At 64.6% G+C, this 12,211-nt stretch carries 13 protein-coding genes and 1 tRNA gene; 8 read left to right on the top strand and 6 right to left on the bottom strand.

Annotated elements, in window-relative coordinates; genetic code table 11:
- Positions 1-128: 128 nt before the first annotated feature.
- Positions 129-217 (bottom strand) — tRNA-Leu (locus tag ACP2YP_RS25655).
- Between the two features lie 173 nt (positions 218-390).
- Here ACP2YP_RS25655 and ACP2YP_RS25650 point away from each other — a divergent pair.
- Entirely contained in the window at positions 391-801 is a 411-nt protein-coding gene (locus tag ACP2YP_RS25650; protein ID WP_426419064.1) for a twin-arginine translocation pathway signal, read from the top strand.
- Positions 802-819: 18 nt separating this feature from the next.
- Here ACP2YP_RS25650 and ACP2YP_RS25645 read toward each other — a convergent pair whose 3' ends face one another.
- Complete coding sequence (locus tag ACP2YP_RS25645) at positions 820-2,022, bottom strand: FAD-dependent monooxygenase (RefSeq protein ID WP_426419063.1); 1,203 nt, start codon at positions 2,020-2,022, stop codon at positions 820-822.
- A gap of 18 nt (positions 2,023-2,040) precedes the next feature.
- Positions 2,041-2,286, bottom strand: coding sequence for a zinc-finger domain-containing protein (locus tag ACP2YP_RS25640; protein ID WP_426419062.1), 246 nt, complete (start codon positions 2,284-2,286; stop codon positions 2,041-2,043).
- 306 nt (positions 2,287-2,592) lie between these two features.
- On the opposite strand from ACP2YP_RS25640, the gene ACP2YP_RS25635 reads away from it, so the two are divergent.
- On the top strand, positions 2,593-3,729 hold the full coding sequence (locus ACP2YP_RS25635; protein ID WP_426419061.1) for a hypothetical protein: 1,137 nt from the start codon (positions 2,593-2,595) through the stop codon (positions 3,727-3,729).
- A 35-nt stretch (positions 3,730-3,764) separates the two neighbouring features.
- Complete coding sequence (locus ACP2YP_RS25630; protein WP_426419060.1) at positions 3,765-4,520, top strand: alpha/beta fold hydrolase; 756 nt, start codon at positions 3,765-3,767, stop codon at positions 4,518-4,520.
- Here the strand turns inward: ACP2YP_RS25630 and ACP2YP_RS25625 are convergent.
- A complete protein-coding gene (locus tag ACP2YP_RS25625; protein WP_426419059.1) occupies positions 4,506-5,885 on the bottom strand; it encodes a hypothetical protein in 1,380 nt (459 codons plus the stop codon). The two genes, ACP2YP_RS25630 and ACP2YP_RS25625, sit on opposite strands and share 15 nt — an antisense overlap.
- A 275-nt stretch (positions 5,886-6,160) precedes the next feature.
- On the opposite strand from ACP2YP_RS25625, the gene cysE reads away from it, so the two are divergent.
- A complete protein-coding gene (cysE, locus tag ACP2YP_RS25620) occupies positions 6,161-6,985 on the top strand; it encodes a serine O-acetyltransferase (RefSeq protein WP_426419058.1) in 825 nt (274 codons plus the stop codon).
- 124 nt (positions 6,986-7,109) lie between these two features.
- A complete protein-coding gene (locus tag ACP2YP_RS25615) occupies positions 7,110-7,328 on the top strand; it encodes a DUF3126 family protein (protein WP_007602550.1) in 219 nt (72 codons plus the stop codon).
- A gap of 473 nt (positions 7,329-7,801) precedes the next feature.
- On the opposite strand, the gene ACP2YP_RS25610 is transcribed toward ACP2YP_RS25615, so the two are convergent.
- Both ACP2YP_RS25610 and ACP2YP_RS25605 read right to left on the bottom strand, forming a co-directional pair.
- The gene (locus ACP2YP_RS25610; protein ID WP_426419057.1) at positions 7,802-8,206 is read right to left on the bottom strand and encodes a PaaI family thioesterase; all 405 of its coding nucleotides are present in this window, start codon (positions 8,204-8,206) and stop codon (positions 7,802-7,804) included.
- 265 nt (positions 8,207-8,471) lie between these two features.
- On the bottom strand, positions 8,472-9,179 hold the full coding sequence (locus ACP2YP_RS25605; RefSeq protein ID WP_426419056.1) for a hypothetical protein: 708 nt from the start codon (positions 9,177-9,179) through the stop codon (positions 8,472-8,474).
- A 220-nt stretch (positions 9,180-9,399) separates the two neighbouring features.
- Here ACP2YP_RS25605 and ACP2YP_RS25600 point away from each other — a divergent pair, with 220 nt between their 5' ends.
- The 3 genes from ACP2YP_RS25600 (at position 9,400) to ACP2YP_RS25590 (ending at position 12,180) form a co-directional block, all read left to right on the top strand.
- On the top strand, positions 9,400-9,729 hold the full coding sequence (locus tag ACP2YP_RS25600) for a DUF6949 family protein (RefSeq protein ID WP_254132361.1): 330 nt from the start codon (positions 9,400-9,402) through the stop codon (positions 9,727-9,729).
- An 87-nt stretch (positions 9,730-9,816) separates the two neighbouring features.
- A complete protein-coding gene (locus ACP2YP_RS25595) occupies positions 9,817-10,347 on the top strand; it encodes a gamma carbonic anhydrase family protein (RefSeq protein WP_426419055.1) in 531 nt (176 codons plus the stop codon).
- A gap of 138 nt (positions 10,348-10,485) precedes the next feature.
- Positions 10,486-12,180, top strand: coding sequence for a PAS-domain containing protein (locus ACP2YP_RS25590; RefSeq protein WP_426419054.1), 1,695 nt, complete (start codon positions 10,486-10,488; stop codon positions 12,178-12,180).
- The last annotated feature ends 31 nt before the right edge of the window (positions 12,181-12,211 follow it).

Raw genomic sequence — 12,211 nt, 5'->3', positions numbered from 1 at the left:
TCATTCATGCACGCATGGGTCGTGGATGTCGAGCGACGAAAGCGTCGCACGATCTCGTGCAGCGACCGCGATTGCGATCGTCTGCTTCTGGATCACGCTGTAGGAGCAGTCGGCGTCGTCAGCTCAAATGGTGCGGGCAGCCGGGGTCGAACCGGCACAGCGCTTGCGCACCGAGGGATTTTAAGTCCCTTGCGTCTACCAATTCCGCCATGCCCGCTTGATCCAACGAGATCAAACACTTAAGTCCCGTCCAGCGGTCTGGAATTGGCGCTTATCGTGCCGGACAGGCGGTTCTTCCTTAAGCGAGCCGGCGGCACAAGGCAAAGCCTCAATCCGGACATCTGGCCCTGCTTTAGGCATTCTCAATTCAGGGGGACTAATTTTCCGACCATGCCTGCTTCGCTTTCCTCTTCCCTGCGCCTTGGTTGCGCGGTTGCCGCGCTGGTCGCGGCCGGCTTCGCGCTGTCCGGCTGCGCCGGCGTGAGCGAGACGATCGCTCCGGCCTTTGCCGATCCCGCCAAATACGAATTGTATGACTGCAAGCAGCTCGAAGGGGAGCGCAAGGCGCTCGCCGCCCGCACCGCCGAATTGCAGAAGCTGATGGACAAGGCGGAGACCGGGGCCGGCGGCGCCGTCGTGTCCGAGCTTGCCTATCGCAACGATTACGTCGCGGTCCGTGGCTCGGCGCAGTTGGCCGAAGACGCCTGGCGCCGCGACAGATGCCGGGAAACGCCAGCCAATGCGCCGCCCGCAGCTGCTGCGCCACAGCGGCCGGACATCAAGCCTGCTCCGAAACGCTAAGGTGCTGCAGCTCCAGCGTCAGGGACGCCAGCCGTAGATCCAGTCCTGCCGCGCCAGCATGCGGTCCGGTCCGAGTGCGCGGATCGCGAGATCGCGCGCGATCGCGAACGGGCCGCCGAGATGATAGATCCGGCCTTGCTGCCGTGCGGTGCGCTGTACTTTCCTGACACGTGCCTGACGTATCAGGCCATATTGCTTCAACGCCGCCGCGACGCTGCTTGCGTCCTCCGCGGCCTCGACGCTCAGATGCCGGGCGAGCACGGCTGCATCCTCGATCGCCATGCCGGCGCCTTGGGCTGCGAACGGCAGCATCGCGTGCACGGCGTCGCCGAGCAACGCGACCGGGCCCTTGCTCCAGGGGCATCCGTCCGGCACGCCGAACAGCGCCCATTTGCGCCAGCTGTCGACGGCGGCGAGCATCATCCGCGCCGTCGGCGGCCAGCGTGGTGCGGCGAAGGCGTCCATCACCTCGAAGGGATCGCCGGGCGTGCTCCAGCCCGGCCTGTTCCAGGTGCCCGGCAGCACCGCCACCACGTTGAGCTGGCGGCCGCCCGCGATCGGGTAGGCGACCAGATGGGCGTTTGAGCCCATCCAGAGCTGCACCCGCCGCGCGGTGTACTCCTTCGGCAGCTGCGTGGCATCCAGCGTGCCGCGCCAGGCGATCAGCCCGGAGAAGCGCGGCTGCACCTCGGGGAACAGATGCTGGCGGACTGTCGACCAGATGCCGTCGGCGCCGATCAGGGCGCTGGCGAGATCGCTACGGCGGATGGTCCCGCTGCGATGGACGACCGTCAGTCCCTTGGCATGTGGTGCGACATCCTCGAATGTCGCACCCAGCTTCAAGTCGATATCGGGATGATCCGCGACCGCGCCGGCGAGCGCGGATTGCAGGTCGGCGCGGTGCACCACCCAATAGGGCGCGCCGGCGCGATTGGCGGCGGCCTCGCCGAGCGGCATCCGCAAAAGTTCGCCGCCGGCCCGCGCGCTCATGATCGAGACTGCGTCAGGGACGACGGCGCGCAGCTTCAGCCGTTCCGTCAGACCGAGCTCGACCAGCACGCGGCTGGCATTGGGGGAGAGTTGCAGGCCGGCGCCGATGTCCTCGAGCCGCTCGGCCTTTTCCAGCACGACGACGCGGAAACCGCGGGCGGCCAGCGCAAGCGCAGCCGTCAGCCCTCCGATTCCGGCACCGGCAATGACGATCGTTCGCGGGAGGGCCACCCCTGACCGAGGTGAGCGTCAGGCCGCCTTGTCCTTCAGCACGCACTCCGGCGGACGGGCTTCGCCAGCCTTCAGGTCGGCGGCGAAGCGGTACAGCGTCGAGCAGTACGGGCAGATGATCTCGTTGTCGTTGCCGAGGTCCAGGAACACGTGCGGATGATCGAACGGAGGGTTGGCGCCGACGCACATGAACTCTTTCGAGCCGATCTCGATGACGGGGACACCGGCATCGTTATGGAAGTGCGGAACGACATGGTCGGACATCGTAGTTCATCCTGGAGTGGCAATGGCGGCAGACACAATCAGCAGTGACGCAGCATAATTTCGACGCCGCGAACCATACTGATGGGTTCAGGTGATTGCTAGCCCGGCGGAACCGAAAGGTTCGCAATTGCCCCATGCTCGTTTGCTCATGCAAATTCGACACAATCTTGCGGCCTGAGAGAAGCCCTTCTTTCGTCGGGGACGTTGTGTCGCAATTTTGGCATACTATGTCAGTGGACGCGTACAATTGCGGCGAAAGACGAACCATCAGGCGCAATTGATCTTAGGACCGTCCAGGCTTTCAACATGAAATGGCTGCGAATCAGCTCAGCGTTGATCGGGATCGCTGCATGCGGCATTGTGCTCGCGCAGGTGGCGCCGCATGCCCGCGAGGCAGGCGCAATTCTGGCTGCCCAAAACGATCCGGCGGCCCTGTCCGAGCTCAAGCTCGATGCGGCTCTCGCGCACAACGACCGCCTGGTTCAGGACAATATCGAGGCAGCGCTTAGCGCCGGCGACGCCGATCTCGCCGACAGTTTTGTCGCGCTCGCGCGTGATCGCAACATCGCGCTGCCCGACGATCTCTTGAGCCGGGTCAGCGACGCCGTCAAAATCGAAAATTCCACCTCGCATTTCGCCAAGCGCTTTGCCACCGGGCTCGTCACCGGCAATGCCGACGATGTCGCGAGTCTCTCGGGAACGGTGGCCGGCGATCTCTTCGTGATCGGCGATATCAGGGACGTCGTGCGCGAAAGCAAGCATTTCGCCATGGGTGAGGACACCGACCGCCTTGTGCTCGGCCTTGCGACCGCGGGCCTCGCGGTGACGGCCGTGACCTATGTGTCGGCCGGCGGCGCGGCGCCGGTGCGCGCCGGGCTGACACTGGTGAAGGATGCCCGCAAGGTCGGGCGGCTCGGCGAAGGTCTCGCCGCATGGGCAGGCCGGTCCGCGCGCGAAGTGGTCGACACGCCGATGCTTCAGAACGCGGTCGCCAAGGGGTCGGTGTTTCGTCCAGGTGAGACCGTGAGCGCGATCAAGGCCGCGTTCCGCGTCGAGAAGGCCGGTGCGCTGGTCCGGCTCGGCAAGGACGTCACGCGCGTGGCCGAGAAGACCGGCACGCGCGGTGCCATGGACACGCTGCGCATCGCCGAGGGTCCGAAGGATGTTGCGCGCGCGGCGCGGCTTGCGGAAGCGCAAGGCGGCAAGACGCGCGCGATCATGAAGCTGCTTGGCCGCGGCGCGCTGCTGCTCGTCGGCGGCGCATTCGATCTCACGCTCTGGCTGTTCGGCGCGGCGTTGACGCTGTTCGGCCTGTTATCCTCGATCAAGGCGACCACCGAGCGCCTGACACAAGCCTGGTGCGATCGCAGACGGGCGCGGCGGCTCCGCCGGGCGCAGGCCGCCGCTGAGGCCGCTCTGGCAAACACGGCCGTCACGGCCTAAGATCAATCTTCCCCCAAAACACTGCGGAACTGATGATGCCGAGCTTTCACAACGGCGCCGTTGAAATTGCCTATCTCGACGAAGGCGAGGGCGATCCGATCATCCTGGTGCACGGCTTTGCCTCGAACAAGAACGTGAACTGGGTCTATCCGACCTGGGTCTCGGAGCTGCGCAAGAACGGCCGCCGCGTCATTGCGCTGGACAATCGCGGCCATGGCGAGAGCGCAAAGCTCTACGAGCCGGCGCAGTACTCGATCCCGACCATGGCCGGCGACGTGCTCGCGCTGATGGATCATCTCGCGATCCCGCAGGCCGACATCATGGGCTATTCCATGGGCGGGCGGATGACGGCCTGGCTCGGCCTCAACGAGCCGCAGCGCCTGCGCTCGGCGATCCTCGGCGGCATCGGCATCGGCGGCCTGATCGAGGGCACCGGACCAGGCGAGAACGTGGCGAAGGCGCTGGAAGCGGCCTCGCTCGACGACGTCACCGATCCCGTCGGTCGCACGTTTCGCGCGTTCGCCGATCAGACCCGCTCCGACCGCCGTGCCCTTGCGGCCTGCCTGCGCGGCACGCGCGATCTCATGACGAAGGACGAGGCCGCGCGGATCGATGTGCCCGTGCTGATTGCGGTCGGCTCGACCGATGATGTCGCGGGATCTGCCAGTGCGCTCGGCGCGATCATTCCCGGCTCGGAAGTGCTCGATATTCCGGGCCGCGATCACATGCGCGCGGTCGGCGACAAGGTCTACAAGACCGGCGTGCTGGATTTCCTGTCACGCCGCGGCTGAGGTCTCTTCTGCCGTCTCGTCGTCGTCGCCGATCGATCGAAACAGCGCCATCAGCACCACGAAGGTCGCAACCCACACCATGCGCGCGCCGTAGCGGTCATGCGGGCCCGAGATCACGCCGCAGATGAAGGCGTTGCCGAGCAAGGCAAGCGTCACCGTCGCGGCCAGCAGCGTCAGATCGTCGAGCCTTCGATGGGCGAGCGCGTGTCCGAGCAGTGCGAGCAGCCCCAGCATCGAGACCAGCGCGACCGGCACGTGCAGCCAGTTGACGTAGTCGAAATCGAGGCCCCAATTCTGCTGGCGCGCCGCGCGCATCGGCGCGACCTGCGCCGGGATATAACGCTCGATGATGCCGTAGGTATGCGGGATCCAGACACTGGCGCCTTCGCCGGTCGCCACATGGAGCAATTGCTGGCCCATCGCCTGCAACGCCGCCTCGGCCTGCCAGGCCGGATAGGCCGCGAGCGATTGCACGACGATGGTGCCCATCTCGTCGTTGAGCCCATCGAAGCGGCCGAGCGTGTTGAACATGCTGTGGCCCCACAGGAACTCGTCGGCGGTCGCCGGCAGCTCGTTGCGATAGGGACAGAGCTTGAACTTTTCGTGCGGGCAATGGTCGTTCAGGAATCGCGCGACAATGCCGTCCTGCATCATGCGGCCGAAGGCGACGCCGGTGCCGCCGGGCGTCCAGGCCCATTTGCCCGATAGCGCGTGGTTCGCCGAGATCAGCATCAGGCCGCCCGCGACGATCGTGAGGCTGGCCTGCGCCAGTCCCGCGATCGGGAGACGGCGCCCGAGGAACGGCCGCATCATCCAGCCGGCGACGCAGAGCCCGAACAGCACGCCGAGCGTGGCGCTGTGGGTCGCGGCGGCAAAGGCGGTGAAGACGAACAGCGAGATTTTTTCGAGCACCGAAGTCCGGCTTGCACCAACGATCAGCAGGAACAGCGACAGCAGCGCCAGCCCCGCAAAGATGTCGGTGAGCAGCATGCTGGCGAGCCAGGGCAGCGCCGTCGACAGGATCAGCAGCAGGCTGATCGCGACGAAGCGGAATGTCTGCATCAGGGCGAGCACGCGCAGCGTCAGCTGCAACAGCCACAGTGTCGCCAGCGACTGGACCGCAAGGTTGATCCAGAAGCCGAAATTCTCGCCGTAATGCAGATAGAGGCCGAACACGGTGGACCGGCTCGGCACGAGATAGCCCTCGTACCAGCGCGCCAGATAGCCGCCGGTATCCCATTGCAACAGCGGATAGCCGTTCCAGAACGCCGGCGCGATCATGAGGAGGGGCAGAGCCACCGCCGCCAGCCGCAGCCAAAAGGTATCAGCGGCGCGCGCGCGCAATTGATCGGTGGTGATGCTCAAATCCGCTCCGTCCTCTTCCGGACCATGCCCGCAATAACGGTTGAGGCGAAATTCACCAATAGTTTGACGCCGCCCGGCTTGAATTTGGCGAGACTCTGACCATTTTGAGCCGACCTTGCCGCTTGGGGGCGCCGGAAGAATCTGTTGTGTTTCAACGCGTTGGTATGCTTTCGCGGGGCAAGGCACGGTTCACTCTCAGGCAAGCCCGTCAGGACTTTGTCGCCTAAGCTGTGTTATAAAGCCAACAAACGAGCCAATTCGAAAGAGCAGATCTTATGGCAGTGCATCAGGTCAATCCGGGAGGAAAGCTCGCATCGCTCGATCCGATCTGGGACCGGATTCGCGGCGAGGCCGAGGACATCGTCCATCGCGAGCCCGAGCTTGCGACCTTCATCTATTCGACGGTGCTGCATCACAGCCGCCTCGAGGATTCCGTGATCCACCGTGTCGCCGACCGGCTCGACCATGCCGCGCTCTCGGGCGATCTGGTGCGCCAGACCTTTGACGAGGCGCTGCGCGACGATCCCGATCTCGGCAATGCCTTCCGCGCCGACCTGGTCGCCGTCTACGACCGCGATCCCGCGACTTCGCGCTTCATCGATCCCTTGCTTTACTTCAAGGGCTTTCACGCGCTTCAGACCCATCGCCTCGCGCACTGGCTCTACCTGAAGGGCCGCAAGGATTTTGCCTATTACCTCCAGAGCCGCGCCTCTGCGGTGTTCCAGACCGACATCAATCCGGCCGCGCGCATCGGCCGCGGCGTCTTCCTCGACCATGCCACCGGCTTCGTCTGCGGTGAGACCGCGGTGATCGAGGATGACGTCTCGATCCTGCACGGCGTTACGCTCGGCGGCACCGGCAAGGAGAACGAGGACCGTCATCCGAAGATCCGTCACGGCGTCCTGATCGGCGCCGGCGCGAAGATCCTCGGCAACATCGAGATCGGCCATTGCGCCCGCATCGCCGCTGGCTCTGTCGTGGTCAAGCCGGTGCCCCACAACGTCACGGTTGCCGGCGTGCCGGCCAAGATCGTCGGCGAGGCCGGCTGTGCCGAGCCGTCGCGCACCATGGACCAGATGATCAACGCAATGGGGCTTTGAGACTCGCGCGTTAAGGGCCGGATTGTCCGGCGCTTTTCGTCCCCAAATTCTTTGGCAATTCATGCTGGCGGTTCGCGGCGTCTCGTCCTAAAACCCGCCGACCAATTTTGATCGGAGACTTGCCGTGGACGTCAAAGAAGTCAGAAAGCTAGATGCGTATCTGAAGCGCGTATTCGGCAATCCCAAGATCCGCGTCGTGCCGCGGCCGAAGAAGGATGACTCCGCCGAGGTTTATATCGGCGAAGAGTTCATCGGCGTGCTTTTCGTCGACGACGAGGACGATGATCGCTCGTTCCAGTTCCAGATGGCGATCCTCGAGGACGATCTGGTCGATCAGGAATAGTGTTTCCCTTCACCTCTCGCCGCTTGCGGCAGGGCCATCGCATATGACTCTTGGCGGTCGCCTGAGCGCGCGCCTCGTCCTTCGAGACGACCGCTCCGCGGTCTCCTCAGGATGAGGCTAATCGGCATTGGTCTCCGTTGAAACTGGCGCCGCATACTCCGCCCTCATCCTGAGGAGCCCGCCCAAAGCGGGCGTCTCGAAGGATGGCCGCAGCAAAAGCGCTCAAATGCGATAGCCCTGCCGCTTGCGGGGAGAGGTCGACATTCAAGCACAGCTTGTATTTCGGGTGAGGGGGACTCTCCGCGAGTCCAGTTATCACCGTCCCCGGGGAGAGTCCCCCTCACCCCACCCTCTCAGCGCGAGCGAAGCTCGTCGTGGCCCCGCGGCGAGGGAGCGCAGCGTCTCCGCGAATGCAATCTGGATTGCTTCGCTTCGCTCGCAATGACGGATGCTACCACCGCGGCCCCATGGCTCTATTTCTTTGCCAGAATGCGCAGCCGTGCAGTGGCCTCAGCAACCGTCACGCCCTCCGCATCGATCAGCTCGGCTTGCACGACCATGTCGCGCTTCGTCTGCTCTATCACCCGCGCCCGCGCCGTGATGACTCCCACCGCCGCAGGTTTCACGAAGCGCGTGTCGAGGCTCCTGGTGACCACGGTCAGCTCGGGCGAGAGGTTTGCGAGCGCGCAAACGCCCGTGGCGGAATCGAGCATCGCTGCGAGAAATCCGCCCTGGACAGTCCCGTGCCTGTTGGTGAACGCGACCTGAGCCTGGAAGCGGATCACGGCATGCCCGCTCTCGTCAGTGCCAATCCATTCGCGTCCCAAGAGCTGGGCGCCTGGCGGCAGATTTGCTGCTGCATCATCCAAGTCGATCACCTCATAATGGGATAATGCCCCTGTTTTGCCCGACGGGTCAAGCTAGAATTCGAAAAATGCGAAATCTCGCGAGGTGGGTCGAATTTTCGCAGGGCCGCGAGACGGGTGGTCGCATAACGCAAATCGATCACGGCATGACGAATAGGCCAAGATTCTAAAAATGCGAAGTCATGCCAAGTGCTTGGCTACTGTGCATGGGGTTGTTTTCGAGTTTTGGGCTGTAGGCGTCAGTCCAGGCGGGTCTCGCGGCGGGGCGAGAGGCCGCTCAGCCCCTCGGCCCGCGCAGCTGCACCGTCAGCTTCTCCATCGCGTCCGCGACGTCACGCCATTGCGACAGCCAGCTGCGCGGAAAGCGAAAGGTGAGGTCGGCGGCGCCGACGCGGCGCTCGGACAGGCACATGCCTGGCGTCGCTGCATCGCGCGTGCAGCGCGCCGTGAGCGCGGGGCTCGTCGCGGAATAGAAATCCTCGCTGCCATAGGGCGTGTCGCTGCGGAACATCCGCATCGTCAACCCGTCGTCCGGTGTCGCCGCAGCCTGGTCGAAATAGCGCGGATAGATCGTCGCGGTTCGCTGCTCGGGCGACAGCGCATCGTGATGCGCTGATATCGACAGGAAGATGCGGTCGATCGGCTGCATGGCCGTGTCCACGGTATCAGCAGTCACGTGCCGCGGCCCGTTCGGCGCTTCCAGCGAGGGATAGAGGAAGTCGAGATCGATGCGCTCCTGCGGTCCGGAGTGCCGCTGGATCTTCATCCGGATCGCCGATATCGGCAGGTTGAACAGCGTTCCGCCGACGCTGACCGGCAGCTTGTCCGGCGCGTCAGCACCGCCCGTGCTCCAGGTCGGCCACAGCAGATAGGCAACCAGCGCGATCGCGCTCGCCGCGAATACGCCGGTGAGCGCAAACGGGACGAGATGCGCCCGGGCGCGCGTCCTGGAAGAGCGTGGGGAGGTTGCCGAAAACACTGTCATGACGTCGCGCAAATGGCCCGGGTCGGCCGGTGGCCGACGAATCACCGGCGAATATGCCATGCGGCGGCGATTTCGCGGAAGGTTCCCGGCTGCCGGGAACGGGGAGGGCTCTGCGTGGCCCGGGCGGCAGCGTTAACCTTCGCTTAAGGATAATGTAGCGTTAACCGGCACGATTTGTCACAGGAAGGTACCTCGCGTTGCGTATGGGCGGACTGTTCCGATGACACCTGAAGCTTTCAACACTCTCTTCTCGATCTGCATCGGCTTCGCGCTCGCGGGCGCCCTCGCAAATGGATACCAGGCGATGTCGCAACGGCCCGCCGGTTTCGGGCTGTTGCAGGAGGGCGTGGCTCCCAAGACGTTCGCAGCGGTGCCGTTCCTGGTGTTCGCGGCGCCCTTCATCATCATGCGCAACACGCTGCGCGGCATGCGGCTGGAGAGCCGCCGCTTCGAGTTCGTGATGATGGCGACCGTCATCGCCGGCTTCTGGAGCATGATGAGCGGCACCTTCTTCCTGATGACGCTGCGCGCGACCGGCGTGCTGGGCTGACGCCTTGCCGGGCTGCCTGCTGCGGCGGCCCTTTGCCTCCGCGCCGTCGTTTCGCTATGGCTGAGGTTGAAGCGACAGGAGACCTCCATGGCGATCTACGAGCTCGACGGGCAGGCGCCCGACCTTCCCTCTGACGGCAATTATTTCATCGCGGAGACCGCGACCGTGATCGGCCGCGTGCGCCTGAAGCCGGGCGCGAGCGTCTGGTTCGGTGCGGTGCTGCGCGGCGACAATGAGTGGATCGAGATCGGCGAGGGCGCCAACGTGCAGGACGGCTCGACCTGCCACACCGATCTCGGCTTTCCCATGGTCATCGGCAAGGACTGCACCGTCGGCCACAACGTAATCCTGCACGGCTGCACGGTCGAAGAGGGCGCGCTGATCGGCATGGGCTCGATCGTGATGAATGGCGCCAGGATCGGCCGCAACAGCATCGTCGGCGCCGGCTCCGTCATCACCGAGGGCAAGGAGTTTCCCGAGCGCTCGCTGATCATCGGCTCGCCCGCGCGCGTGATCCGCACGCTCGACGACGCCCAGGTGCAGAAGATGGGAAGCGCGGCGCGGTTCTATGTCGCCAACGGTCCGCGCTTCAAGAACGGCCTGAAGCGGATCGGATAAAGATGGACGCGGACCCGCCGATCGGCGCGGCTCCATACCGTAACAATACCTGCCCGTAACAATACCTGCCGGAAATTTAATCCTCCGCTAGCGCAATCAGGCTACCTTGGCGCGCTTACAACCAGGAGGAGCGTCGCCATGGGCGCTGCGGCACTGGGATCCAGGCTCGACGCCGGAACCAAGTTATTTAAGAAATTCGCTCGCTTCGCGGGCGGTACCGACACGCTCAGCGTCGCGGAGAAGGTGTACAGCATCGCGGGCTTTCTCGCGATCGTCACCATCTTCCTGCTCGTGATGTCGGTCCAGACGGTCCGGTTGCAGACCACTTATCGCCACATGCATGCGACCTCCGCGGAGGCGGCGATCAACGTCGGACGCATCAACGCGTTGATCTACGCCATCGTGATGGAATCGCGCGGCATCTACATGTCCAGTGACCGCGGTGCGGCGAAGCCGTTTGCCGACGAGCTGGTGCGGCGCAATCGCGAGCTCGCTGGCGCGGTGAAGAGCATGGAGCGGACCGCCGGCGACGACGACGCCGAGCAATTGGCGCGCTTCCGTCAGCGCATCGCGCAATTCATCGACTTCCGCCAGGAGCTGGTGCGACGCGGGCTCGAGATCAGCCCGGCGGCAGCGCGCGAGTGGGGCGACAATGATGCCAACCGGACGCTGCGCAGCAAGCTCAACGTCGACCTCGAGACGCTCGAACGCATCTACCGGCAGCGGACCAGCGAGGCCGACGATCTCGCGGACGAGAACCACCACGCCGCAGCCTATCTGTTCATGCTCGGACTCGTCGCGCTTGTTCTCGCCGGCCTCAATGTCGTCGTGATGCGGAGCTCGGTGGTCGGCGCGCTGGCCGAGATCACGCAGGCGACCGACCGGATTGCGGACGGGGACGTCGAGAGCGAGGTGCCGCATCTGGGCCGTCACGACGAGATCGGACGTCTTGCGCGCGCCGTGCAGCACTTCCGCGACGCGGTGGCGCGCATTTTCGAGCTGGAGGAGCTCGAGCTCGGTACCGCGCAAGCGCGCGACGCGGCAAGGACCGAGCGCGACACGTTCAACGACAAGTACCAGGCCAAGAAGTGGCAGCTCTCGGCCGCGATCAACAGCATGCCGCAGGGCCTGATCATGCTCGACGGCAAGGCAGCCGTGGTCGCCATGAACACCAATTACCGGCGGATCTACAATCTGCCCGAAACCATCCAAGCGGGATCGACGCTCGAGGAAATCCTCCAGCACCGGGTCAAGAGCGGGTTGTTCAGTGGCGACGTCGCAAAATATGTCGCGGCCGTTCGCGAGCGCATCGCCAAGCGCGAACCGGCGGCCAATGAGATCGCCCTGAACGACGGCCGCACCATCAAGATCTATGAGCGTCCGATGGATGGCGGGGGCTGGGTGTCGGTGCAGGAGGACGTCACAGAACAGCGCCAGCGCGAGCGCATTCTCGAACGCATGGAGCGCTTTCTCGCCACCATCATCGAGAACGTGACCGAAGGCATCATCGCCAAGGATGCACGCAACCAGCGCTACGTCTTCGTCAACAAGGCAGCCGAGAAGATGATCGGCATGTCGCGGGGCGAGATCATCGGCAAGACCGCACGGGAATTGTTCTCCGCCGAGGCGGCCGAGCTGATCGAGCGGCGCGACCAGCAACTTCTCGCGCAGAAGCAGCAGCTCGAACCGATCATCGACACCATCGACAATCCGGCGCGCGGGCGCCGCGTGATCTCGGCCCGCCGGGTCCAGATCGGCGGGGCCGGCGAAGAATCCCACATGTTCGTGACCCTGGTCGAGGACCGAACAGAGAAGATGGTGGCAGCTGCGTAGCGCTCTGTCATCGTCTCGTCGTCTTCCTGAC

Source organism: Bradyrhizobium genosp. A (genome assembly GCF_049949275.1).
Taxonomy (GTDB): domain Bacteria; phylum Pseudomonadota; class Alphaproteobacteria; order Rhizobiales; family Xanthobacteraceae; genus Bradyrhizobium.
The sequence above is the reverse complement of the archived record's forward strand: the minus strand, read 5'-3'. Positions and strand labels throughout refer to the sequence as shown.

Excerpts from the sequence above, each read along its gene's own strand:
- ACP2YP_RS25650 (WP_426419064.1), top strand. The coding sequence starts at position 391 with ATGCCTGCTTCGCTTTCCTCTTCCCTGCGCCTTGGTTGCGCGGTTGCC.
- ACP2YP_RS25640 (WP_426419062.1), bottom strand. The coding sequence starts at position 2,286 with ATGTCCGACCATGTCGTTCCGCACTTCCATAACGATGCCGGTGTCCCC.
- ACP2YP_RS25635 (WP_426419061.1), top strand. The coding sequence starts at position 2,593 with ATGAAATGGCTGCGAATCAGCTCAGCGTTGATCGGGATCGCTGCATGC.
- ACP2YP_RS25630 (WP_426419060.1), top strand. The coding sequence starts at position 3,765 with ATGCCGAGCTTTCACAACGGCGCCGTTGAAATTGCCTATCTCGACGAA.
- cysE (WP_426419058.1), top strand. The coding sequence starts at position 6,161 with ATGGCAGTGCATCAGGTCAATCCGGGAGGAAAGCTCGCATCGCTCGAT.
- ACP2YP_RS25605 (WP_426419056.1), bottom strand. The coding sequence starts at position 9,179 with ATGACAGTGTTTTCGGCAACCTCCCCACGCTCTTCCAGGACGCGCGCC.
- ACP2YP_RS25600 (WP_254132361.1), top strand. The coding sequence starts at position 9,400 with ATGACACCTGAAGCTTTCAACACTCTCTTCTCGATCTGCATCGGCTTC.
- ACP2YP_RS25595 (WP_426419055.1), top strand. The coding sequence starts at position 9,817 with ATGGCGATCTACGAGCTCGACGGGCAGGCGCCCGACCTTCCCTCTGAC.
- ACP2YP_RS25590 (WP_426419054.1), top strand. The coding sequence starts at position 10,486 with ATGGGCGCTGCGGCACTGGGATCCAGGCTCGACGCCGGAACCAAGTTA.